The sequence below is a fragment of the Corallococcus sp. AB011P genome, from assembly GCF_003611605.1.
Classification (GTDB): domain Bacteria; phylum Myxococcota; class Myxococcia; order Myxococcales; family Myxococcaceae; genus Corallococcus; species Corallococcus coralloides.
Map to the genome: position 1 here is coordinate 17,148 of NZ_RAVX01000025.1, position 23,458 is coordinate 40,605.

19 protein-coding genes are annotated in these 23,458 nt (G+C 71.1%); 9 read left to right on the forward strand and 10 right to left on the reverse strand.

The window, feature by feature from the left end; translation table 11 throughout:
• Positions 1 to 47: 47 nt before the first annotated feature.
• Positions 48 to 5,396: a hypothetical protein gene (locus D7X30_RS36420; protein WP_120567583.1), complete on the forward strand. Its 5,349-nt coding sequence runs from the start codon at positions 48 to 50 to the stop codon at positions 5,394 to 5,396.
• Positions 5,397 to 5,497: 101 nt separating this feature from the next.
• Here the strand turns inward: D7X30_RS36420 and D7X30_RS36425 are convergent, their stop codons facing one another.
• A complete protein-coding gene (locus D7X30_RS36425) occupies positions 5,498 to 6,124 on the reverse strand; it encodes a YceI family protein (protein ID WP_120567584.1) in 627 nt (208 codons plus the stop codon).
• A 34-nt stretch (positions 6,125 to 6,158) separates the two neighbouring features.
• Positions 6,159 to 7,034: a dioxygenase gene (locus D7X30_RS36430; RefSeq protein ID WP_120567585.1), complete on the reverse strand. Its 876-nt coding sequence runs from the start codon at positions 7,032 to 7,034 to the stop codon at positions 6,159 to 6,161.
• Positions 7,035 to 7,179: 145 nt separating this feature from the next.
• Between D7X30_RS36430 and D7X30_RS36435 the strand changes: the two genes are divergently transcribed.
• The gene (locus D7X30_RS36435; protein WP_120567586.1) at positions 7,180 to 8,820 is read left to right on the forward strand and encodes a sigma-54-dependent Fis family transcriptional regulator; all 1,641 of its coding nucleotides are present in this window, start codon (positions 7,180 to 7,182) and stop codon (positions 8,818 to 8,820) included.
• Positions 8,821 to 8,843: 23 nt separating this feature from the next.
• Here the strand turns inward: D7X30_RS36435 and D7X30_RS36440 are convergent, their stop codons facing one another.
• From D7X30_RS36440 to D7X30_RS36470, 7 genes are all read right to left on the reverse strand, one after another.
• Positions 8,844 to 9,575, reverse strand: coding sequence for a rhomboid family intramembrane serine protease (locus D7X30_RS36440; protein ID WP_120567587.1), 732 nt, complete (start codon positions 9,573 to 9,575; stop codon positions 8,844 to 8,846).
• A 131-nt stretch (positions 9,576 to 9,706) separates the two neighbouring features.
• Entirely contained in the window at positions 9,707 to 9,904 is a 198-nt protein-coding gene (locus D7X30_RS36445) for a hypothetical protein (protein WP_120567588.1), read from the reverse strand.
• A gap of 188 nt (positions 9,905 to 10,092) precedes the next feature.
• On the reverse strand, positions 10,093 to 10,308 hold the full coding sequence (locus D7X30_RS36450; RefSeq protein ID WP_014399195.1) for a hypothetical protein: 216 nt from the start codon (positions 10,306 to 10,308) through the stop codon (positions 10,093 to 10,095).
• 57 nt (positions 10,309 to 10,365) lie between these two features.
• Complete coding sequence (locus tag D7X30_RS36455) at positions 10,366 to 11,562, reverse strand: acetyl-CoA C-acetyltransferase (protein WP_120567589.1); 1,197 nt, start codon at positions 11,560 to 11,562, stop codon at positions 10,366 to 10,368.
• A 74-nt stretch (positions 11,563 to 11,636) separates the two neighbouring features.
• Positions 11,637 to 12,287, reverse strand: coding sequence for a hypothetical protein (locus D7X30_RS36460; RefSeq protein ID WP_120567590.1), 651 nt, complete (start codon positions 12,285 to 12,287; stop codon positions 11,637 to 11,639).
• Entirely contained in the window at positions 12,284 to 12,964 is a 681-nt protein-coding gene (locus D7X30_RS36465; RefSeq protein ID WP_120567591.1) for a 2-hydroxychromene-2-carboxylate isomerase, read from the reverse strand. The genes D7X30_RS36460 and D7X30_RS36465 overlap by 4 nt, the downstream gene beginning before the upstream one ends.
• Positions 12,965 to 12,991: 27 nt before the next feature.
• Positions 12,992 to 16,642 (reverse strand): serine/threonine-protein kinase, encoded by a 3,651-nt coding sequence (locus D7X30_RS36470; RefSeq protein WP_120567592.1) that lies wholly within the window; start codon positions 16,640 to 16,642, stop codon positions 12,992 to 12,994.
• A 352-nt stretch (positions 16,643 to 16,994) separates the two neighbouring features.
• Between D7X30_RS36470 and D7X30_RS36475 the strand changes: the two genes are divergently transcribed.
• The 5 genes from D7X30_RS36475 (at position 16,995) to D7X30_RS36495 (ending at position 21,272) form a co-directional block, all read left to right on the forward strand.
• Entirely contained in the window at positions 16,995 to 17,660 is a 666-nt protein-coding gene (locus D7X30_RS36475) for a serine protease (RefSeq protein ID WP_120567593.1), read from the forward strand.
• A gap of 120 nt (positions 17,661 to 17,780) precedes the next feature.
• Positions 17,781 to 18,065 (forward strand): hypothetical protein, encoded by a 285-nt coding sequence (locus D7X30_RS36480; RefSeq protein WP_120567594.1) that lies wholly within the window; start codon positions 17,781 to 17,783, stop codon positions 18,063 to 18,065.
• A gap of 149 nt (positions 18,066 to 18,214) precedes the next feature.
• A complete protein-coding gene (locus D7X30_RS36485) occupies positions 18,215 to 18,613 on the forward strand; it encodes a response regulator transcription factor (protein ID WP_120567595.1) in 399 nt (132 codons plus the stop codon).
• A 150-nt stretch (positions 18,614 to 18,763) separates the two neighbouring features.
• Positions 18,764 to 20,419 (forward strand): L-glutamate gamma-semialdehyde dehydrogenase, encoded by a 1,656-nt coding sequence (gene pruA, locus D7X30_RS36490; RefSeq protein WP_120567596.1) that lies wholly within the window; start codon positions 18,764 to 18,766, stop codon positions 20,417 to 20,419.
• A 4-nt stretch (positions 20,420 to 20,423) separates the two neighbouring features.
• Positions 20,424 to 21,272, forward strand: a complete 849-nt coding sequence (locus D7X30_RS36495; protein ID WP_120567597.1) for an aldose epimerase — start codon at positions 20,424 to 20,426, stop codon at positions 21,270 to 21,272.
• Between the two features lie 25 nt (positions 21,273 to 21,297).
• Here D7X30_RS36495 and D7X30_RS36500 read toward each other — a convergent pair whose 3' ends face one another.
• Positions 21,298 to 22,485 (reverse strand): cytochrome P450, encoded by a 1,188-nt coding sequence (locus D7X30_RS36500; protein ID WP_120567598.1) that lies wholly within the window; start codon positions 22,483 to 22,485, stop codon positions 21,298 to 21,300.
• Positions 22,486 to 22,571: 86 nt separating this feature from the next.
• Here D7X30_RS36500 and D7X30_RS42110 point away from each other — a divergent pair, with 86 nt between their 5' ends.
• A complete protein-coding gene (locus D7X30_RS42110; RefSeq protein WP_158619453.1) occupies positions 22,572 to 22,715 on the forward strand; it encodes a hypothetical protein in 144 nt (47 codons plus the stop codon).
• Between the two features lie 107 nt (positions 22,716 to 22,822).
• Positions 22,823 to 23,446 (forward strand): glutathione S-transferase family protein, encoded by a 624-nt coding sequence (locus D7X30_RS36505; protein ID WP_120567599.1) that lies wholly within the window; start codon positions 22,823 to 22,825, stop codon positions 23,444 to 23,446.
• Positions 23,447 to 23,458 lie beyond the last annotated feature (12 nt).

The following is a 23,458-nucleotide window of genomic DNA, read 5'->3' on the forward strand; positions in this document are numbered from 1 at the left end:
TTTCGCTGCGGCGGTCCCCCCAAGACGCTGGCGCAGCAAGGTGACGGATGTCCGATACGCGCGCCGCGATGAGAGAGTTCCGCTTCCTGGATGAGAAGCGGAAGCTGGGAAGCCTGTCCGCTGTCGAGGAGGCTCGCTGGGTCGAGTTGCGCGGCCTTTTGGGCATCCAGGACGCGGCGGACACCGCGGCGGCGGCTCAGGCGTGGGCCCAGCCCGAGCAGCAGCCCCAGGGGTACTACGGCGAGGATGGCCAGTGGTACGCCTACCCCGCCGGCTACGACCCCAACGCCCAGGGCTACTACGGCGAGGATGGCCAGTGGTACGCCTACCCCGCCAGCTACGACCCCAACGCCCAGGGCTACTACGGCGAGGATGGCCAGTGGTACGCCTACCCCGCCGGCTACGACCCCAACGCTGCGGCGTATGATCCGAACACCGCGGCCCATGATCCGAACGCGGCGGCGGCCTGGGCGCAGCAGGGTTACGACCCGAACGCAGCGTATGACCCGAACGCGGCGGCGGGCTACGCGGCCCCGGTGGATCCGCAGGCCTATGCCCCGCAGGCGCCCGCCGAGCCGGACAGCCTGAACCTCAGCACGGACGACATCGACATCCCCTCTCTGAGTGAACCCGCGCCGTGGATGCCCCAGGCACCCGTGGCGACGGCGCCTGCTCCGGCGGAGACGTGGGACACGAGCGCCGAAGAGGACTTCTCCGGTCTGTCGACGGAGACGCCGCCCCCGGTGGCCGCCGCCGAGCCGGAGCCCTCGCTGGAGGATTCGTTCGCGGACCTGTCGATGGAGGTCGAGTCGGAGGCCCCGGCGACGTCCGGTCTGGATCCGATGGCGGAGGCGCTGGCCTCCGCGGAGCACGCGGTCGGAGAGGCGGAGCTGCTGGAGGCCGAGCCCGTCGCCGAGGCGGTGATGGCCGAGGACCTGTCGCCCGTGGACGCGGCGTGGGACGCGGCGCCGCTGGCGGTGGAGTCCGAGGAGTCCCGGGCCAGCGCGCTCGATACCGCGCCGCTCGCGGTGGAGCCGACGGCGCCGGCCGAAGGCGCGGCTTCGGAGTGGGACTGGAGCGACGTCGCGACGGCGGAGTCCTCCGCGCCGGTGGAAGCCGCCGTGCAGGAGGCCCAGGCGGTCGCGACGGAGACGGCGGGAGCGTGGGGGACGGATGCGGACCCTGTCGCTGGAGCGCCGGAGCAAGGTGGAGAGATCGCGCTCGGCGCGGGTGACATCGCGGAGGCGTGGACCGACGGCGCCGCAGCCACGGAAGTGCCCGCGGAGGAGATCGCCCTGGACGCGGGCGAGGTCGCCACGGAGTGGCAGCCGGAGACGGCCAGCGCGGAGACCTGGCAGTCCGGTGGAGAGGCCTTGGCGACCGGCACGACCGAGGTCGAGGCTGCGTGGCAGGCAACCGCGGAGGCGGAGGAGATCCCGCTCAGCACGAGCGACGTCGCCACGGACTGGCAGGCTGAGGGTGAGGCTCCGGCGGCCGATGCGATTGCGCTCGGCACGAACGACGTCGCCTCGGACTGGCAGACCGGCGGCGAGGCCGCGGCGGAGGAGGTCGCGGTCGCCTCGGACTGGCAGACCGGCGGCGAGGCCGCAGCGGAGGAGATCGCGCTCGGCACGAATGACGTCGCCACCGAGTGGCAGGCCGATCCGAGTGCTTCACCGGAAGGCGCGGGGGAGATCGCCCTCGGAGCCGAGGATGTCGCCACGGAGTGGCAGGCCGGCGCGACGGAAGCTCCCGCCGAGGAGATCGCGCTCGATTCGAGCGAGGTCGCCACGGATTGGCAGTCGGGCAACGCCCCGGCCAGCGAGGAGATTGCGCTCGGCGCGAGTGATGTCGCGACGGAGTGGCAGGCCGACAACACGGCTCCGGTGCAGACCTCCGCCGAGGAGATCACGCTCGGCACGGATGACGTCGCGACGGAGTGGCAGGCCAATGATCCGGCGGGGGTCGCCGCCGAGACGTGGCAGGCTGGCGCGGAGACGCCCGCCGAAGAGATCGCGCTCGACGCGAGTGATGTCTCGGCGGACTGGCAGTCCGGCGACGCCCCTGAGGCGGAAGTCCCCGCCGAGGAGATCGCGCTCGACGCGAACGATGTCGCCTACGAAGGCGCCGCGGATGGGTCCGTTGGCGGCGATGCTTCGGCGGTCGCGGCCGGTGTGGAGGCGCAGACCTTCGACGTGGCCGACCTGGGAGCCGAAGAGGAGCAGCAGCTCACTCCGCCGCCCTCCCCGTTCGCGAATGAGTCGGGCATTCCGTCGCTGCGGATCCGCAGCATCCCGGTCGGCCCGGACATCGAAGCCGACACGCTGGAGCTCGGCTCGGACGATGTCGAGCCTGCGGCCGAAGTGGCCCCTGCATCGGAACAGTGGGGTGAGCTGAGCGGCAGTGCCGACGACGCCGTGCCGCTGGCCACCGCCTCCGAGTCGCTCGCCGAAACACAGTCCACCGAGTCTTCCGCGTGGAACACCTCGGGTCAGGATGCGCAGGCGTGGTCCGCCGAGGGTGAGCCCTCGGACTCCACCGCCACCGTGGGCTTGCAGGACACGTCCGCCGCCATCGAGCTCCAGCCCGAGTGGGCCGCCGATGCCGTGGAGCCCGCCGCCCCCATCGAGCTCCAGCCCGAGTGGGCCGCCACCGCTGACACGGCGGAGGGCACCGGTTCGGAGCAGGCGTGGTCCGGCACCGCGTCGTCCGAACAGCCCACCGCGAACGCCGCGCCCGCGTGGGATGCCCCGGCCACCGAATCCGCATGGGCCGCATCCACGACGGCGCCCGTCGCGGATGCCCAGGGCGGATGGACGCCCCCGTCCGAAGAGGCTCCGCTGATCGAGGCCCAGTCCGAATGGGCCTCGCCGGAGGTCGACGCCGCGCAGCCGGCACAGACGTCCGACTGGAACGCCACGGAAGAAGCCGCCCCCATCGAGGCCCAGCCGGAGTGGGCCACGGAGGAAGCCGCGCCCGTCGCCGCGCAGCCGGAGTGGGCCGCCGCTGAAGAGGCCCCCATCGAAGCGCAGCCGGAGTGGGCCACGGAAGAAGCCGCGCCCATTGCCGCGCAGCCCGAATGGGCCGCCGCTGAAGAAGCCGCGCCGCTCGAGGCCCAGCCGGAATGGACCACCCCTGAAGGCAGCGCCACCGTTCCCACGCAGCCGCAGTGGGGAACCGCTGAGGCCGCCCCCATCGAAGGCCAGCCTGAATGGGTCGCGGCTGAAGAGACCGCGCCCGTCGCCGCGCAGTCCGAGTGGACCACCGAAGAGTCCGCACCGGTCGCAGAGCAGTCCGAGTGGGCCACGGAAGAAGCCGCCACACCGGTCGCCGCGCAGTCCGAGTGGGCGAGCACGGAAGCTGCCGCGCCCACGGCGCCGCAGTCGGAGTGGGCCACCGAGGAAGCCGCGCCCATCGAAGCGCAGCCCGAATGGGCGACCACGGAAGCCTCCGAGCCCGTCGCCGCGCAGCCCGAATGGGCCGCCGAAGAGGCCGCGCCTGTCTCGGCGCAGCCTGAGTGGGCCACGGAAGAAGCCACCGCGCCCGTCGCTGCACAGCCCGAGTGGGCCGCCGAAGAGGCTCCCATCGAAGCCCAGCCGGAGTGGGCCACGGAGGAAGCCGCGCCCGTCGCCGCGCAGCCCGAGTGGGCCGCCGAAGAGGCTCCCATCGAGGCCCAGCCGGAGTGGGCCACGGAGGAAGCCGCGCCCGTCGCTGCACAGCCCGAGTGGGCCGCCGAAGAGGCTCCCATCGAAGCGCAGCCGGAGTGGGCCACCGAGGAAGCCGCGCCCGTCGCGGCACAGCCCGAGTGGGCCGCCGAAGAGGCTCCCATCGAGGCCCAGCCGGAGTGGGCCACCGAGGAAGCCGCGCCCGTCGAAGCACAGCCCGAGTGGGCGACCACGGAAGCCTCTGAGCCCGTCGCCGCGCAGCCCGAGTGGGCGACCACGGAAGAAGCCGCGCCCATCGAAGCGCAGCCCGAGTGGGCGACCACGGAAGAAGCCGCGCCCGTCGAAGCACAGCCCGAGTGGGCGACCACGGAAGCCTCTGAGCCCGTCGCCGCGCAGCCCGAGTGGGCCGCCGCCGAAGAGGCCCCCATCGAAGCGCAGCCCGAATGGGCCACCACGGAAGCCTCTGAGCCTGTCGCCGCACAGCCGGAGTGGGCCGCTGCCGAAGAGGCCCCCATCGAAGCGCAGCCCGAATGGGCCACCACGGAAGCCTCTGAGCCTGTCGCCGCACAGCCGGAGTGGGCCGCCGCCGAAGAAGCCCCCCTCGAAGCTCAGCCCGAATGGGCGACCCCGGAGGCCGTGACCCCGGGCGCGGAGCAGCCGTGGGCCGCCACGGACGCCTCCGCGCAGTCGGAGTGGGCCGCCACCGAGGACTCCTCCGCGAGCTCCGCCTGGGCCCAGCCGTCCACCGACGCCCAGCAGCCCTGGGACGCCCCGGTCGAGGAGGCCGCCCCTGAGTGGAGCGCCGCTCCCTCCACGCCGGAATGGGGCGCCCCTGAAGCCCCTGCCGCGCGCTCCGCCTGGGCCGCGCCCCAGGAGGCCCAGCCCGAGTGGATGGCCGACGCCGCCCCCGCGGCGTCCACCTGGCAGGCCCCCCCCGCCCCCGCCGCCGAGTGGAGCGAGCCCGTCGCCGAGGAAGAGGTCTCCCTCACCGACATCACCGCCCCCACCCCGTCCGCCGGCTGGGAAGAGCCCGCCGTGGACGTGGACGCGGAGCTCGACGCCACGCCCGCCCTCGACGTCGAGGAGGTGGACTCCGAGCCCGTGGCCGACATCGAGCTCGTCGAGGAGCTCCCCGCCCTGCCTGTCGCGGCCATCCCTCCGCCGCCCGCGCCGGCCCTGTCACTCTCCGCCGCGCCCTCCCTGCCCGTGGCCCGGCTGACACCCGCCAGCCCGACACTCAAGAGCCCGGCGCCCGTGGCCCCCTCGGCACCGGCCGTCGCCGCGTCCGCCAACCACCTGCGCCCCACGGACGACACGCTCTTCGAAGTGCCGGGGCCCGGCTTCACGTCCGCCGCCAGCTCCTTCGTGGAAGGCGAACACCGCGTCATCATCCACACCGTCGAAGGACAGGTGAAGCGCGGCACCATCCGCGACGCGGACCTCCTGGAGGACACCATCTCCCTGGAGCAGCAGAGCGGCTTCGCCCCGGAGCGCATCCCCGGCAAGCGCGTGAAGGCCATCTTCTTCATGCTCGCCGCGGGCGCGCGTCAGCCGCAGGCGGAGGGCTCGAAGATCCGCGTCACCTTCAACGACGGCCGCCAGGTGGCCGGCTTCTCCCAGGACTTCAAGGGCCCCACCCCGGGCTTCTTCGTCATCCCCGCCGACACCCGCACCAACACCGCGCGCATCTTCATCTACCGCGCCAGCGTGCAGGCCGTGGCCGAGGGCTGAAGCGTCACACCGGGGGCGGCGCGGCCCGCCCCCACCGCGCATGAAAAGAGGGGCCCCGGTCACCCGAGGCCCCTCTCTTCATTTCAAGGCTGGGACGACGACTACTTCTTGTCGGTGGCCGTCGGGGCCGCCGCGTCCGGCTTCTTCGTGGTCTCCAGGTCCAGGGTGATGGTCACCTCGTCACCCACCGCCACGCCGCCGGCCTCCAGCGCCTTGTTCCAGGTCAGGCCGAAGTCGCTGCGCTTGATCTTCGTGGTCGCCACGGCGCCACGGCGCACGTTGCCCCACGCGTCCTTCGTCTCCGCCGTCGGGCCTTCCACGGCCAGCGTCACCGGCTTGGTCACGCCGTGCATCGTCAGGTCGCCCGTGACGTTCAGCTTGTCCTTGCCGGCCTTCGCCACCTTCGTGGACTTGAAGGTGATGGTGGGGAACTTCGCCGTGTCGAAGAAGTCCGGGCTCTTCAGGTGCTCGTCGCGCTTGGGCTCGTTGGTGTTGATGGTGGTCGCGTCGAGGGTCGCCTCGATGGTGGACTTGGTGATGTCCTTGTCATCCAGGTTGACGTTGCCCTTCACGTTGCTGAACGTGCCACGCACGTTGGACACCATCATGTGCTTCACGGCGAACTGCGCGCTGGAGTGCGACGAGTCGATCTCCCACGCGGACGCGAAGGCAAACGACGGGGCGGCGACGGCGAGCAGCGTGATGGCGGACTTGAGCGACATCTTCATGGTGTGAACTCCTTGAGGTTGCGGACTGCGAGGTTCAGGCGCGCAGCGCGAAGCTGCGCATGGACAAGGTTCCGTGATGGAAGCCCTCGAACACCGGGGTGATGCGGTCCTCGGGGAGGGCGGCTCCGAGGACGAAATAAATGGGCAACCAATGCTCGGCAGATGGATGCGCGACCCGCGCATTCGGTGCATCCATCCATGACTGAAGCCCAAGGAAGTCACGTGCGGCAAGTTTTCCGGCGACCCACGCGTCGAACTCGGCGGCCCATGGTTCGACGGACGCCAGCTTGGATCTGAAATTCACCCGGCGCAGGTTGTGCACCACCCCGCCGCTGCCCATGAGCAGCACGCCCTCCGAGCGCAAAGGACGCAGCGCCTCGCCCATGCGCGCCACCTGCGCGGGCGTCGCGTCCGCCGGCAGCGCCACCTGCAACACGGGCACGCGCGCCTCCGGGAACGCATGCCGCAGGGGCACCCAGACGCCGTGGTCCAGACCGCGCTCGCCGTCCGCCACCGCGGGCACACCCGCGGAGGACAGCCGCGCCACCACGTCTTGCGCCAGCGAAGGAGCGCCGGGCGGCGCGTAACGCAGCCGGTACATCTCCTCCGGGAAGCCGTAGAAGTCGTAGACGAGCGGCGGAGCGGCCATCGCAGTGACATGCACGCGCGCGTCCGTCTCCCAGTGCGCCGACACCACCACCAGCGCCTTCACCGCGCCCACGCCGTCACCAAAGCGCTTGAGCGCCTGGGGATATTCGTCCGCGTCCAGCGCCGTCATGGGCGAGCCGTGCGACACGAACAGCGCCGGCGCCACCTGCCGGGCGACCGAGGGACCGGGCCCCATCACTCCCGCCACCCCGGCGGCCGCCACACCCTGCAGCACCTCGCGTCTGTCCACCCCGGTTGGCATCGTGGCGGCTTGTACTGCAACCCCAGGACCAACGCAGCGGACGTGGCAACCACTGATAATTGCTCGACATCTCATTCCAGCACTGTGAAACGACTCTCAGATTGATAGAGAAGCACCTCAGACTGAGACACCTGGGAGAGACGTCGTGACGGGTCTGGAAGGTTTGGACTTGAAGGAGCTCCTGGCGTTCGAGCCGAAGGGCGGAGTCATCCGCTTCGCCGGGCAGCGGGCGCTGTTGATGGACCCGGTGACGCTGGGGCTCTTGCGCAAGGAGCTCATCGGGATGCTGGGGATGACAGCCGCGCGCGGCATCTTCACGCGGCTGGGCTACGCGCACGGCTGGCGCACGGCGGAGGCGATGAAGACCGCGGTGCCGTGGAAGGATGAAGCGGAGTGGCGCCGCTCGGGCGGTCGGCTGCACACGCTGATGGGCCAGGTGCGCGTGGAGCGCATCGAGCGCACGGCCCAGGACGGCCCGGAGCCCTTCGCGGAAGCGCAGTGGAGCGACTCCTATGAGGCCGAGCAGCACCTGCTCCACCTGGGCCAGGCGGAGGAGCCCGTGTGCTGGAGCCTCACCGGCTTCGCGTCCGGCTACCTGAGCTACTGCAACGGCAAGCCCATCTACTGCGCGGAGCTCAAGTGCGTGGGCAAGGGCGACGCGTTCTGCCACATCGTGGGCCGCCCGGAGGCGGAGTGGAGCACCGAGTGCACGGAGTTCCTGCGCTTCTATGAAACGCAGTGCATGGAGGGCGTGCTCGGACAGGTGACGGAGGCGCTGCGGCAGGCGGAGCGCAAGCTGCGCGCGAAGCGCCAGTCGCTGGCGCGCGTGTCCGGCGTGACGGAGGACCCCACCGGCATGGTGGCCCGCTCGGAGGCCATGCAGCGCGTGCTCAACCTGGCGCGCAGGTCCGCCAAGGTGGACACCACGGTGCTCGTCACCGGCGAGAGCGGCGTGGGCAAGGAGCGCATCGCCCGGCTCATCCACGACGAGTCCGGCCGCTCGCACAAGGCCTTCATCGCCGTGAACTGCGCCGCGGTGACGGAGAGCCTCCTGGAGAGCGAGCTGTTCGGCCACGCGAAGGGCGCCTTCACCGGCGCCACGCACGACCGGCCCGGCCTCTTCGAGGCGGCGCACGGCGGCACCCTCTTCCTGGATGAAGTGGGCGAAGTTCCCCCCGCCATGCAGGCGAAGCTGCTGCGCGCCCTCCAGGAGCGCGAGGTGCGCCGCGTGGGAGAGAACACCAGCCGCAAGGTGGACGTGCGCGTGGTGGCGGCCACCAACCGCGAGCTGTCCGAGGAGGTCCGCCTGAGCCGCTTCCGCCAGGACCTCTTCTACCGCCTGCGCGTCATCGAGCTGCGCATCCCGCCCCTGCGCGAGCGCCGCGAGGACATCCTCCCCCTGGCGCGGCTGCTGCTGGCGGAGACCGGTGAGAGGCTGGGCCGCCGCGTGAATGGCCTGTCCCCGGACGCGGCGGATCAACTGCTGCGCTACCCCTGGCCGGGCAACGTGCGCGAGCTGGGCAACGCCGTCGAGCGCGCGGTGGCGCTGTGCGAAGGCCCGCGCCTGGAGCGCGACGATTTGCCGGAAGAGGTGCGCGCCGCGCCACCCAGCCTGGTCCCCACCGGCAACCCGCGCCGGCTGGAGGACATGGAGAAGGAGTACATCCTCGCGGTGCTGGCGCAGAACGGCGGCAACCGCTCACGCACCGCGGAGCAGTTGGACATCGGCGTGGCCACGCTCTACCGGAAGCTCAAGCAGTACGGCCACCCGGAGGCCGCGCACTAAAAGGCGCGCGGCCGTCCGTGCCGTCAGTTGAGGTACTGGTCGCGGTCCGGCGGGCGGTTGCGGTCCACCACGCGCAGGTGCTTGGAGCGGTCGCGCAGCTGCCGCTGCAGGCGCCAGTGCTGCAACTGGAGCATCAGCCGCTTGGGGCTCGCGCCGCGCACGTACACGAACACCAGCACCAGGCCGAAAATCTCCGGCGCCACCGCGCGCCAGGAGCCCGCGGTCAGCATGTTCAGCACCGTGAAGCCCGCGCCAATGGCCGCGAACCAGTTGCCCGTCAGCGGGATGCCCCAGAAGTTCGTCTGCCCCTTGCCGATGACGAGCCCGTAGGCCACCCACATCACCGCCGTCATCACGGAGCCGCCCGCGTAGACGCTCATGGGCATCACCAGGGCCAGCGCCGTGGTGATGAGGCCCGCCACCACCGGGATGCCCACCGCCACCAGCAACAGCCGCTTGCCGCCCCAGGTGGACTCCAGGAAGCCACCGATGGACCAGATGATGAGGCCGCCGAAGAGGATGCCCAGCGGGCCCGTGGCCACGAAGGCGTAGGTGACCAGCTCCCAGACGCGGAAGCGCAGAATCACGTCCGCCGGGTTGAGCAGCAGCAACGCCCCCTGCCCTCGCGACGTCGCCAGGAACAGGGCGGAGATGCCCACGAACGCTATCGCCAGTTTGGCGGCCATCGAATCCAGGCTCGGGAACATGTCGCCGAAACCGCCGCCGCCTCGATTGAAGCCCCGCATGGGTCGCATAGAGGCCCAAAGGTGGTGGAAGCCCGCCCGGTCCGCAACCCCAAATCCAGAAACGATGAAGGGCGCCCCGCCCTGGTGTCACCAGGGAGAAGCGCCCTCGCATCCCACGCCTTCGCTGTACCTGCCGGGGCTTACGCCTTGTGGCGGTAGAAGAGCGTGATGGTCAGACAGTGAAACTCCTTGTCCGAGGACTGCGTGACGATCTTGTCCACGATCTCCACGGCGGAGTTCTCCTTCAGCCACTTGGTGATGTTCTCACCCATGTTCTCGCGATCGCGCGCGAGCGTGGTGGAGAACACCTTGACTCCCGTGAAGCTGATAACGGCCATTCCACCCTCGTGTCACCAGAGATTACAAATGTTTACCCCGAGTCGGGGGCGCCATCAAGAAACGGGCCCGACAATCCGGCCCGGGAGCCGCCTCCCGCCCCTTGGGGAGTCCACCTGGGAGCGGGGCCCGCCCATCGTCCACCCGCCGACAGTGCGGCGGAGGGGGTGGGCGCATGCCCCCGGCTTGTTCAGCGACCGGCGGCGGCGCGCCGGGCCTGACAGGTGACTTCATCCTTGCAGGCGGGACCGATGCCCTCCGGGTGGGCCGTCAGGGGCGTCTTGTCGCTCTCCTCCACACCGCACACCACGCAGCGGCGCTTGCGGTTGCGGCGCTCGGCCCGGCGCTGCTCGGCGATGGCCTTCGCCCGCTCGCGGGCCGTCTTCGCGTCCACCTCGTTGCTCATCTCACCACGTCCCGTCCGGATGTCGTCTGCCCCGTACCCCGTCGCCACGGCGCGCGCCTACAGCGCCTCGACCAGTACGGCGATGCCCTGGCCGCCACCGATGCAGGCGGACCCGATACCATAGCGGGCGCCCCGGCGCTTCAGCTCGTACGCCAGCGTCATGGTGATGCGGGCCCCGGAGGCGCCCAGCGGGTGGCCCACGGCGATGGCGCCGCCGTTGACGTTGGTGGCGTCGCGTGGCAGGCCCAGGTCCTTCTCCACCGCCAGGTACTGGGGCGCGAAGGCCTCGTTGACCTCGAAGAGGTCCACGTCCGTCAGCTTCGCGTCCGCGCGCTTCAGCAGGTTGCGGATGGCCGGCGCCGGGCCAATGCCCATGATGCGCGGGTCGCAGCCGGCGATGCCCCAGTTGACGAGCCGCGCCACGGGCTTGAGGCCGTGCTTCTCCACGAAGCTGCGCGTGGCCATGACCATGGAGCCCGCGCCGTCGCAGATGCCGCTGGCCGCGCCCGCGTGCACCACGCCGTCCTTCTTGAACACCTTGGGCAGCTTGCGCAGCCCCTCCACCGTGGTCTCCGGACGGTTGTGCTCGTCCTTCGAAACCACCGTGTCGCCCTTCTTGCCCTTGAGCGTCACCGGCGCGATTTCATCCGCCAGCCGGCCCGCCTCCTGCGCCGCGGCGAAGCGCTTCTGGGTGAGCACCGCGTACTGGTCCACGTCGTCCTGCGTGAGGCCGTAGTCCACCGCCAGCTGCTCGGCGGTGAGCGCCATGGGCTGGCCGGTGTAGCTGTCCGTGAGCGCCGTCCAGAGCATGTCCTCCAGGCCGCCCTTGCCCAGGGGGATGCCCCAGCGCGCGCCGCGGATGACGTGGGGCGCCTGGCTCATGGACTCCGTGCCGCCCGCGAGGACGGCCTCCGCGCCGCCCGTCAGCATCATCTCCGCGGCCGTGACGAAGGCCTGGAAGCCGGAGCCGCACAGCCGGTTGACGCCCAGCGCGGGCACCGGCACCGGCACGCCCGTGCGCAAGCCCACGTGGCGCGGCAGGTAGATGGCGTCCGAGCTCGTCTGGACGACGTTGCCGTAGACCACATGCTCAATCTGCTCCGGGGAGACGCCCGCCTGGGCCAGGGCCGCCTTCGCGGACTCCACGGCCAGGTCGGTGGCGCTCAGGTCCTTGAGGCTGCCGCCGTAGGTACCGAACGGGGTGCGCTTGCCGGACAGGAAGTAGATTTCCTCGTTCTTGGACACGCTCTTCATGGTGCTCGTCTCCCTACTCTTCCGGGGCGCGCGGTGCACGCACGACGTGACGCGGAATAGCGTCCAGGGGGCCGTCAGCCCGCGCGCCGTCCCAGGAAGGCGCTGGCGACGATGGCAAGCGCGATGGCCGTCCACAACAGGCCCTGGAGGTTCTGGCGGCGGATTTCCTTGCGCCCCAGGCCCAGGTACCAGGCCCTGGCCGCCTGGACCCGCCCCTCCCAGGTGAAGCCCTCCGGCCCCGCCGGTTCCAACCCCTCGAGTCGTCGCACATGCGCGCGCAACAGGCGCTCCGGTGCTGCGTCCTCCAACGACCCGGAGCGGTAGCCGGGCACGTCCAGCGCGGGGCGGCGGTAGCTGGCCGTCACCACGAAGCCCCCGGAAGCCAGGGGGGTGAGCAGGTAGAGCCGGGGCAACAGGTCGCTGCCCTCGTGGAGGGTGGCGAAGACGCGCTCGCCCGGGTGCGCCCAGTCGTAGGAGCGGGTGGCCTGCTGGAGGAGCGGCTTCTCCTCGTGGCTGCCCAGGGGCGTGAAGCCCAGCGCCTGGAGCTGTCCCGCCAGGGGGCTCAAGGACTCCGGCAGGTCCATCTGGTCCGCGGGGGCCTCCGGCTCCACCCGGACGGTGTGGGGGAAGAGGTAGAGCAGCGCGCGCCAGAAGTTGAGGAACAGGAGCACGCCGGCCAGCACCAGCCCGGCGACGGCCACTCCCAGTTGCCCGAGCACGTTCACGGGCGGGGCTTTCCGCCCTGGCGCCGGTCCGCGGTGGCGGGCAGGTGCTGCCACTTCGCCAGGTCCGCGGGGGTGAGCGGGTCGCGGCCCTCCAGGAAGCGCTCCAGGTGGCCCAGCGAGTCCACGCCCCAGAACATCTCGTCGTCCACCAGCACTGACGGCACGCCGAAGGCGCCCTGGGCGAGCGCGGCCTCCGTGTTCTTGCGCAGGCGGTCCTTCACCTCCGGCAGCTGGGCCCGCTCGAGCAGCGCCCGCGCGTCGAAGCCCGCGTCCGTCAGCACCGCGCCCACCTGCTCCGGCGTCTCGATGCCCCGGCCCTGGCCCCACGCGGCCGAGTAGAGCGCGGTGGTGAGCCGCGTGCGCTCCGCCACGTCGTCCACCGCCGCCGTCACGCGCAGGGACAACAGCGGGTTGAACGGGTGCGAGGGCGGCAGGGTGAACGGCGCGCCCTGCTCGTGCGCGATGCGGAACGTCTGCTTGAAGACGTAGACGCGCTTGGCGGGAATCTCCGCCGGGCCAATGGAGCCCACGGCATTGAGCAGCCCCGCGAGCAGCACCGGCACGGGCTCCAGCACCCGGCCGTGACGCTCCGCGATGGCGGGCATGCGCAGCCAGGCGAGGTAGGCGTACGGGGACAGGTAGTCCAGGCAGAAGCGCAGGGGGGAGGGGGGGGCCATGGGCCCATCCTAAGCACGACCCGGCCGTCAGGCGCTCTGCTTCACGTCCTCGTGCTGGCGCGACAGCGGGCCGCGCAGCGACTGGGCAAGCTGTTGCAGATGCGTGGCCCGGGCGGTGGTGAAGGCCCGCTCGGCGATCTCCAGCTCCCGCATCGCCTCTCCCGGCGTGCCGTGCCGCTCCGCGTGCTGCATGTACACGAGGCCCATCTGGAGCACGTTGCCGGTGGACTCCGCCAGCAGGCGCGCGTGGCGCAGGTGCGCGTCCCCCTCCTCCTGGGACACCAGCGGCGCCAGGGCGCGGCGGGCCAGGATTTCGTCCCAGGGGTTGGCGAAGCGCGGGTCCAGGGCGCGCTCCAGCGCGGCCTCGGCGGCGGCGAGCGCGGCGGGCAGCCGGCCCTGTTCCCGCTCGAAGCGCGACTGGTACACGCGCACCAGCGTCTCCATGCGCAGGCCGCCCTTCCGCGCGGACTCCAGGGCGCGGGGCAGCGACTCGCGCGCGGCGGCCGCGTCCTCGAAGAGCACGTCGCGGCACGCCTGGTACACCTGCACGTGCGCGCGCAGCCAGCGGTCCCCGGGCAGCACGCGCGAGAGCGCCTCGCCGCGCGACACCACCGCGGCGACGAGCTCGTGCTCGCCGCGCTCCAGGTAGTACGGCGGCGTGAAGAGGGCCAGGTTGCGCTCCATCAACCGGGGGCTGCCCAGCCGCCGCACGAGCTCCGTCTTCTGCGCGAGCGCGGACGCGAACGCGGCGCCGTCGCCGGTGAAGGCCGCGCGCGCCACCTGCGCGAAGAGGTGGTAGGCGCGCACGTCGGTGAAGCCCTGCGCTTCCGCCAGGTGCAGCCCGTCCTTCAGCAGCGCTTCGTCCAGCGGCTCGCCGCGCAGGGCCAGGTTCACGTTGAGCAGGTAGCCGCCCATGCCCAGCGCCCACGCCAGCCGCCGGGGCGGACGCCCCACCGCGTCGCGGAACTCGCGCAGCCGCTGCACCTGCTTGCGCTGCTCGGCCACCCCGCCCGCCCAGTGGCCGGTGTACGCGCACAGCGTCGAGCGCGCCACGGACAGCCCCGCCCGGTACGGCGAGTCCTCAGGGTGCTCGGCGGCCACGCCCTCGATGAGCGCCTCCAGCTCATCCGTGCGCCCCAGGATGGCCAGCGCCATGCCCTGGAGGATTTGCAGCTCGGAGCGCTTCCAGAAGACGTCCACCGGCGTCATCCGCCCGTCCGCCGACACCTCGCGGAAGAGCGGGATGAGCAGCTCCTCGCGCTCCGCGGGCGTGGCCACGCGCGCGGACTCCAGCCGGGAGAGCGCCTCGCGCCGTCCAGCCTCCACGTCCACCGTGGCCGCCCAGTGCGCGAAGAGCCGCTCCGCGTACGCCACCGACGTCGGCGGATCACTTGAGTAGCCCACCTCCACCAGCGACACCCACGTGCGCAAGAGCTGCTCCGAGCGGCCCGGGAAGTCCGGCGCGGACTCCAGGAGCCCCGCCGCTTCCTTCAAGAGCAGCGTGGCCTCCAGCAGCGCCTCCGCCTCGATGGCGGCATGGCCTGCCTCCAGCAGCGACTGGATGGCCTCCGCGGGCGCGTCCGAGCGCGCGAAGTGCCAGCCCACCGCGCGCACCACACCCGAGCGCCCCGCGGGCAGCGCCTGGAGCACCCGCGCCACCTGACCGTGGTACGCCCGGCGCTCCGCCTCCGGCGTGCTGTCGTAGACGGCCTGGTGCACGGTGTCGTGCGTGAAGACGTAGCGGCCTTCGACATCCTGGAGGAACTGCCGCTCCACGATGCCGTCCAGCACGGCGAACAGCTCCGCCTCAGGCAGGCCGGACAGCGCGCGCAAGAGCGGCAGGTCCAGCATCCGGCCCGCGGGCGCCAGCTTGCGCAGCAGAGACACCTGCTCCGGCGGCGCGCTGGCCAGACGCACCAGCACCGCCTCCTGGATGCTCGCGGGGAGCCGTCGCGTGCCCAGTCCGTCTTCCGCCTCCCACCGTCCGCCCACGCGCCGCAGCGCGCCCGCCTCCACCAGCATGCGCAGGCATTCCGTGGCGAAGAAGGCGTTGCCTCCGGTCGTCTCGTGCAGCCGCTGCACGAAGCCCTCCGGCACGTCCAATCCCGGCAGCACCAGCCCCACCAGCTTGGCCACGTGCTCGGCGGACAGGGGCTCCAGGTCCATGCGGGACGTGAGCTTCTCGTCCACCGTCTGGAACGCGAGGCTCAGGCGCGACAGCTCCTGCGAGCGGAACGTGCCCACCACCACGCCGCGCGTGCCGTGCAGCGCGCGGATGAGGACGTTGAGCGCCTCCAGCGACGCGCTGTCCGCCCACTGCAGGTCCTCGAAGCACAGCACGAAGGACTGCCGCCCGCCGAGCGTGTGGGTCCACTCCGTCAGCGCCTCGAAGAAGGCGGCCTTCTCCTCGGAGCCGTCGCGCGGCAGCTGATCGTCCTGGTCGCCCTCCAGCACCTCCGGCGACAAGAGGCGCGCGAGCGGGGCCTTCACCCGCTCCATCAAGTCCGAGGGCGTCTGCGGCACCAGGCAGCGCAGGGCCTGCGCCACCGGCGCCAGCGGGGACAGCCCCTCCGCGCGGCACTGGCCCCGGCCGAAGGGCAGCTCCGCCAGCTTCGCCTGGAGCTCGAACTCCTGGAGCAGCCGCGTCTTGCCCACGCCCGCGGGGCCGCCCACCAGCATCGCGCGCGACTGGCCCCAGTCCGCCTCCGCCAGGCCGTTCATCAGCCCTTCCAGCTCCGCCTCGCGCCCCACCACCTCCGGCACGTGCAGGTAGCTGGCGCGCGCGGACAGCGGCTCCTCGGGGACGGGCTCGCCGCTGGCGTGGCAGAGCGCCTCCAAGAGCTCGCCCGCGTCCTGGAAGCGCTCGCGCGGGTCCTTCGCCATCAAGAGGAGGATGATCTCCTCCAGCTGCGGATCCACCGGGCAGAGCGTGGAGGGGCGCGGCGGCGGACGCGTCAGGTGGTCCGCGAGCAGCACCGCGGGGCTATTGCGCTTGAAGGGCAGCTTGCGGGTGGCCAGGTACCAGGCCATCACGCCCAGCGAGTACAGGTCCGCGCGCCCGTCGATGCTCGCGCCGCGCTGCCACTCCGGCGCCAGGTACTCCAGCGTGCCCTTCAGCTTGCCGGGGCTGGGCGTGCCCAGCTGGTGCATCACGCCGAAGTCCATCAGCTTCACCGCGCCGGACTCGGTGATGCGCACGTTGCTGGCCTTGATGTCGCAGTGCACGTACAGGCGCGAGTGGATGAACGCCAACACCTGCGCCATCTGGATCAACACGCGATACAGCGTGCGCGTGTCCAGCGGCGCGTCCCGCACCAGCGTGCTCAGGTCATTGCCGCCCACCACCTCCATGGTGATGAAGCGGTTGCCGGCCTCCGTCATGCCCCAGTCGAAGACCTTGAGCGTGGACGGGTGCTGGAGCTTCTTCATGGCGAAGAACTCGTGCCGGAACAGCAGCACCAGCTCCTCCACCTTCGCCGCGGACAGCTCCGAGGGGACGTGCATCTCCTTGAGCGCCACGCGCCGGCGCTCCTGCAGGTCGTCCGCCAGCCAGATGCGGCCCATGCCGCCTTCGCCCAGCAGCGACTCCACGCGGTAGCGCCCGGTGACGATGACGCCGGGAATCAGCGAGCGCCGCTCTCCGATGCCCGAGCCCGGCAACGTGATGGGCGTACGCATCCGCTCCCCCCAGGTGCTCGGAGGGCGGGTGCGTTCATCCAATACCGTTGTCTTCTCGTCGTCGCTCACGAGCCAAAGGGCTGGCCGCTTCCGGGGCCAGGGTCTGGATTCCAGAATCCAGACGTAGCGAGGAATAGCACGTTTCAGTGACACCGCCTCCGGGACATCCGAGCAGGTGCACGCTCTGCTGCCATTCTCTATTTCACCGCCTTGCTGGAAGAAGACAGGGCATTGCGCCCGGACGCCTGCTGGGGAGCCACTTCCACACCCGCTCCCACGACACACCCGCACGCATGCACACCGTTCCTTCGAACCCCTGGGCCCGTCGCCCGGGGGAGGAGGGGGAAGCGGCATGCGTGCATGGAAGTGGAGCGGCGCCACGGTGGCACTCGCGGCCGTGACCGCCTGGATGGCCTGCGGCCAGTCCGGCCCTGGCGGAACCGAAGGGCTGCAGAAGGCCGAAGCCGCGACGGTGACGCTGGGCGACGGACACTGCGCGGGCGTGGTGGTGGGCCAGGGCCGCCACGTCCTCACCGCGGCCCACTGCGTCGCACGGGACGCGGGCGAGGAGCGGACGAACTTCGAGGACGGCCGGCAGCTGAATGGCCGCTACGTGTTCGTGGATCGCGGCCGGGACATGGCGGTGCTGGAGCTGGAGGCGAAGGCGCCGGTGGCGCCGCTGGAGGTGGCCGAAGGGCTGCCCATCCCCGGCGCGATGCTCGTCTTCACCGGACGCCACGACCGGCCCGGCGATCCGCAACGGGTGATGGTGGAGCGCTGGGGCCGCTGCCCGTCGCTGCCGGACGTTCCCAACGCGCTCTTCACCACGATGCACGGCGTGCCGGGGGACTCCGGCGCGCCGCTGGTGGACGAGCAGCTGCGCGTGGTGGGCCTGGTGCATGGCGGCGCGCGGTGCAGCATCGCCGCGCCCACCGGGGACGTGGCACCGGAGGTCCAACGCCTGTCGCGGGAGGACACGCAGCCGCTGGCTCAGCGTCCGCCTTCCGCACCGCGCTGACGCGGCGGGACGGCGCACATCGCCCTTCCCGTACCTGGACGGCCAGGCAGGCGGCGTGCGCACGCGCCGTCATTGCCTGGTCATCCCGGTGCGTCCCACCTTCCCGTTGGAGGTGACACCATGGCTTCGGACAAGGGCTCCAAGAACTTCCAACCGCGCAACCGGGGACAGATGGAGGACGCGCTGGACCGCGGCGCCGCCGAGCTGGCCCGCGAGCGCTCCCAGGCCGCGGCCCGCGAGGACGAGAACCCGGGCCCGCTGGAGGAGACGCGCTGGGAGGCGGAGGTGGAGCGCGGCGCGGAATGGAAGGACGACGAGGTGCCCGAGCGCGAGGCGCGAGGCGACGAGGAGCCGGACTCCGAGGTTTCCCGGCGCGGGCTCGTGAACCCGCCGCCCGAGGGTTAGCGGCGTTGGCGGCAAACCCGTGAGGTGGAGGCTTTCGGGAATTCTCACGGGTGAGGGGGGACCTCTTGCCCGGTGCGCACCGCGGGGGGATGCTGTGCGCGCCGTCCCCCTTTGCCGTCCGTCGTTGCTTCCCCAGGAGTCGATGCACCGTGAAGCCCAAGGTCCTCATCGTGGAGAACTCCTGGACCATGCGCGAGACGCTGCGGTTGCTCTTGTCGGGTGAGTTCGACTGCACGGTGGCCGCGGATGGAGAGACAGGGCTCGCGCACGCGCTGGCGCAGCCGCCGGACGTGCTCCTGTCGGACGTGAACATGGAGGGCATCGACGGCTACGAGCTGTGCCGCCGCGTTCGCGCGGAGCCCTCCCTGACGCATCTGCCGGTGATGTTCGTCAGCGGCTACCCGCCGCGCACGGACCTGGAGCCCGGGCAGCCCCAGCCGGACGCGTACCTGGTCAAGCCGGTGAAGCCGCCGTACCTCATCGCGCAGCTGCACGCCGTGCTGCAGCGCGCGAGGGGCTCCACCGCCAAGGCCGTGGGCGAGGGCTGAACCGGACGGCCGCCGGGCACGCGCCTGGAAGCAGGCGCGGCCTTCGCCTCTGTCTCGGCGAGGACGCCCCACGCTTCTGTCACTGACCTGGGACACGGGGAGGGCTATACCTTGCCCGAACTTCCCTTCCTCTCGTCCCGAGGTCCTCGCGTGCTCAACGCCATCCCCCGCGTCCCGGCTCCCAAGAACGAGCCCGTCCTCTCCTACGCCCCCGGCACCCCGGAGCGCTCGGAGCTCCAGTCCACCCTCAAGCGCATGAGCGGGGAGCGCATCGAGATCCCCGTCGTCATCGGTGGCAAGCACGTGAAGTCCGGCAAGACGGACACCGTGCGCATGCCGCACCGGCACCAGCACGTGCTGGCCACCCTGCACGAGGCCGACGCGGGCCACGTGGAGCAGGCCATCCAGAACGCCATGAGCGTGAAGGAGGACTGGGCGCGGATGCCCTTCCACGCCCGCGCGGCCATCTTCCTGCGCGCCGCGGAGCTGCTCGCCACGCGCTACCGCCCGCTGCTCAACGCGTCCTCCATGGCGGGCCAGTCGAAGACGGCGCACCAGGCGGAGATCGACGCGTCGTGCGAGCTCATCGACTTCCTTCGCTACAACGTCCACTTCGCGCAGCAGATCCTGGCCATCCAGCCGGACAACTCGCCGCAGATGTGGAACATGACGGACTACCGTCCGCTGGACGGGTTCGTCTTCGCCATCGCGCCGTTCAACTTCACCTCCATCGCGCTGAACCTCTGTCTGTCGCCCGCGCTGATGGGCAACGTGGTGCTGTGGAAGCCGTCCTCCACGCAGGCCCTGAGCGCCTGGTACAGCCTGGAGCTGATGCGCGAGGCGGGCCTGCCCGACGGCGTCATCAACATGCTGCCCGGTGACGGCCCCACGGTGGGCAACCCGGTGCTGGCGAGCCCCCACCTGGGCGGCATCCACTTCACCGGCTCCACGCCCACGTTCAACAACCTGTGGAAGACGGTGGGAGAGAACATCGGCCGCTACAAGCAGTACCCGCGGCTGGTGGGTGAGACGGGCGGCAAGGACTTCATCTTCGCGCACCCGTCCGCGGCGGACGACCTGGAGGCGCTCGCGGTCGCCATCGTGCGCGGCGGCTACGAGTACCAGGGCCAGAAGTGCAGCGCGGCCAGCCGCGTCTACGTGCCGGAGTCCCTGTGGCCCAAGCTGAAGCCCCGCCTCCAGGCGCTCATCAGCGAAATCAAGATGGGCGACGTGGCGGACTTCCGGAACTTCATGGGCGCCGTCATCGACGAGCGCTCGTTCAAGAAGGTGTCCTCGTACATCGAGCTGGCGAAGTCCGGCGGTGACGCGACCATCGTCGCGGGCGGCGGCACGGACAAGAGCGAGGGTTACTTCGTGCAGCCCACGCTGGTGCAGTGCAACAGCCCGCGCCACCGCATCATGACGGAGGAGATCTTCGCGCCGCTCGTCGGCGTGTACGTCTACCCGGACGCGAAGCTCGAGGAGACGCTGAAGGAGTGCGACCAGTCCGCGAGCTACGCGCTGACGGGCGCCATCTTCGCGCGCGACCGCAAGGCCATCGAGCACATGATGAGCGCCCTGCGCAACGCTGCGGGCAACTTCTACATCAACGACAAGCCCACGGGCGCGGTGGTGGGCCAGCAGCCGTTCGGCGGCAGCCGCGCGTCCGGCACCAACGACAAGTCCGGGTCGATGATCAACCTGTTCCGTTGGTCCAGCCCGCGCACCATCAAGGAGAACTTCGCGCCGCCGGTGAAGGTCCCCTACCCCTTCATGGACAGCGACCCGAAGGAAGGGGCCATCTAGTTCCATGAGCGGACCGTTCCCGGGCATCGCGGGGCTGGAGACGTATGCGCTGGAGGACGGCGGCTGCCGCGTGGAAGTCATTCCCACGCGCGGCGCGCTCGTCACGCGCATGGTGGTGGACGGCGAGGACGTGCTCTATCTGGATGAGAGCACCGTCGCCGACCTCACGAAGAGCGTGCGCGGGGGCATCCCCGTGCTCTTTCCCAACGCCGGTCCCCTGCCCGGGGACACGTATCCGGCGGACCGCAAGGCGTACTCGCTGCCGCAGCACGGCTTCGCGCGGAAGCTGCCGTGGACGGTGCGCCAGGCGGAGGAGTCGCTGCTGGTGCTGGGGCTGACGTCGTCGGAGGAGACGCTGCGCCAGTACCCGTGGGCCTTCGATGCGCAGCTGGCGTTCTCGCTGGCGGGCCGGAGGCTCACGGTGGACTTCGACGTGGAGAACCGGGACACGCGGCCCCTGCCGCTGCACCTGGGCTACCACCCGTACTTCCGCGTGCCGCAGGCCCAGAAGGCCCAGGCGCGCGTGGAGACGGACGCCACGCACGCGTGGGACAACCGCGCGAAGCACGAGGTGCCCTTCACCGGCCTGGACCTCACGGCGCAAGAGGTGGACATGCACCTGCGTGACCACTCCGCGCCGGGCACGGTGCTGGAACGCGGGCCGGGCCTGTCTCCCGTGAAGCTGTCGTGGAGCCAGGAGTTCCGCCTGCTCGTCGTGTGGACGCTGCAGGGCAAGGACTTCGTCTGCGTGGAGCCGTGGACGGCCGCCGCCGGGGCGCTGGCCACCGGCGAGGGCCTGCTGCACGTGGCCCCGGGCGAGCGTGTGTCGCTCGCGTTCGACATCGAGGCGTGAAGCAGGCTCCTTCGTCCCGCGAGCCTCAGGCGTGCGGGATGAGGGGCAGGCTCAGCGGGCCGCGCACGGTGAGGGAGGTGTTCCACTTCACCGGGCCCGTGGGCGTGAAGCGCGTGAAGCGGGACAGCAGCACCTCCAGCCCCACGCGCGCCTCCAGCCGGGCCAGCGGGGCGCCCAGGCAGAAGTGGATGCCGTGGCCGAAGGGCATGTTGTTCACGCCCTCGCGGTCCATGTCGAAGGTGTCCGGGTCCTTGAAGCGCTCGCCGTCGCGGCACGCGGAGCCGATCATCAGCGCCACGCGCGCGCCCTCCGGAATCGTCACGCCCGCGACCTGCGTCTCCTTCGTGGTGACGCGCACCAGGCCGTGCACGGAGGGCTCGTAGCGCAGCACCTCCTCCACGAAGCGCCCCACCTGCGACGGGTTCTCGCGCAGCCGGGCCACCAGGTGCGGCTGCTCCATCAGCATGCGCACGCAGTGGCTGACGAGTTGCACGGTGGTCTCCAGCCCTGCCACCACCAGCAGGAACAGGAAGCTCATCAGCTCCGCGTCGGAGAGCGCCTCGCCGTCCACGCGCGACTTCACCAGGTCCGACACCATGTCGTCCTGCGGGTGGCGGCGGCGCTCGGCGACGACGTTGGACAGGTAGTCCTCCATCTCGCGCACGGTGGCCTTGATGGAGTCGTGCCGGTGGGTGTCCTTCTCCGTCGTGCCGGACACGCTGGACAGGTCCACCGACCAGCGCTTGTAGCGGGCCGTCATGGTGGGGTCCAAGGCGAAGAGCTCGCCAATCACGCTCGCGGGCAGCGGCATGGCGAAGGCGTCCACGAAGTCCACCTCGCGCTCCGGGGACAGCCGCTCCGCCAGTATCTGCGCGAAGCCGCGGATGCGCGGCTCCAGCCGGTTCACCGCCGCGGGCGTCCACGCGCGGCTCACCAGCGTGCGCAGCCGCATGTGGTGCGGCGGATCCATGACGATCATCGACTCGGAGAAGGGGTTGTGCCCCAGCCACGGCGGCGCGGTGGTCGTCCGCACCCCGGCGGAGGAGAACACCTGCGGGTTCTTGAAGGCCGCGGCCACGTCCTCGAAGCGGGTGATGGCCCACAGCCCAGCGGGTTCCACCTGACACACCGGCGCGGTGCGGCGCAGCTCCGCGTAGACGGGGTAGGGATTGGCCCGGACTTCCGGCGCCATCAGGTTCACGCGTCCAGTCATGGAAGAATTTCCTTTCCAGGCTGGAATTCTATACCCGGTATACTGGCTGCTGAACAGAGGCGCCTCCTCGCCTCCCTTGAGTCACCATGTCCCGCTTCGAGAAGGCGGAGGCGTACCTGGGCGGGCTCGGGGTCCCGGTGAACGACAAGGTCATCCCGGGCGCGCAGCACTGCGCGTTCGACCAGGTGGGCCGCGTCACGGAAGTGTGGAACGAGGCCACCGCGCAGTAACCGTGGGTCCCCTGCTCCGCTTCTCGCGGTGATTCCGTCGCAAGAAGCGGAGTGCGCGGGGGGATTGAAGTCCGTAGCGTCGCGCGCCTCCTCTTGCTGGAGCCTGGATGCGCCTCTACGACTATCTGCCTTCCGCGAATGGCTACAAGGTCCGCACGCTGCTGAAGCAGCTGGGGCTCGCGTATGAGTTGGTGCCGGTGGACATCCTCGCGGGGGAGAGCCACACGGCGGACTTCCACGCGAAGAACCCGGACGGCCGCATCCCCGTGCTGGAGCCGGAGCCGGGGCGCTTTCTCGCGGAGTCCAACGCCATCCTGTTGTTCCTGGCGGAGGGCACGCGCTTCTTGCCCGAGGACCGCTTCGCTCGCGCGCAGGTGCACCAGTGGATGTTCTTCGAACAGAACGCGGTGGAGCCGAACCTCGGCACCGCACGCTTCTGGCTGCTTACGGGCCGGCAGCCACCGGAGTCCGACGTCCTCCGCAACCGCGTGCAGAACGGTGAGCGGGCATTGGCCGCGATGGAGCGGCACCTGAGCCGGCACCCGTTCCTGGTGGAGGACCGCTACACCGTCGCGGACGTCTGCCTCTACGCGTACGTGCACCTGGCGCCGGAGGCGGGCGTGGACCTGGCGCCCTACCCGTCCGTGCGTGCGTGGCTGGAGCGCGTGAAGGCCCAGCCCGGCTTCCTGGGCCCCCTGCCGCCCTACTCCGCGAACGCGCGCGTGCGCTGACGCGGACTACTC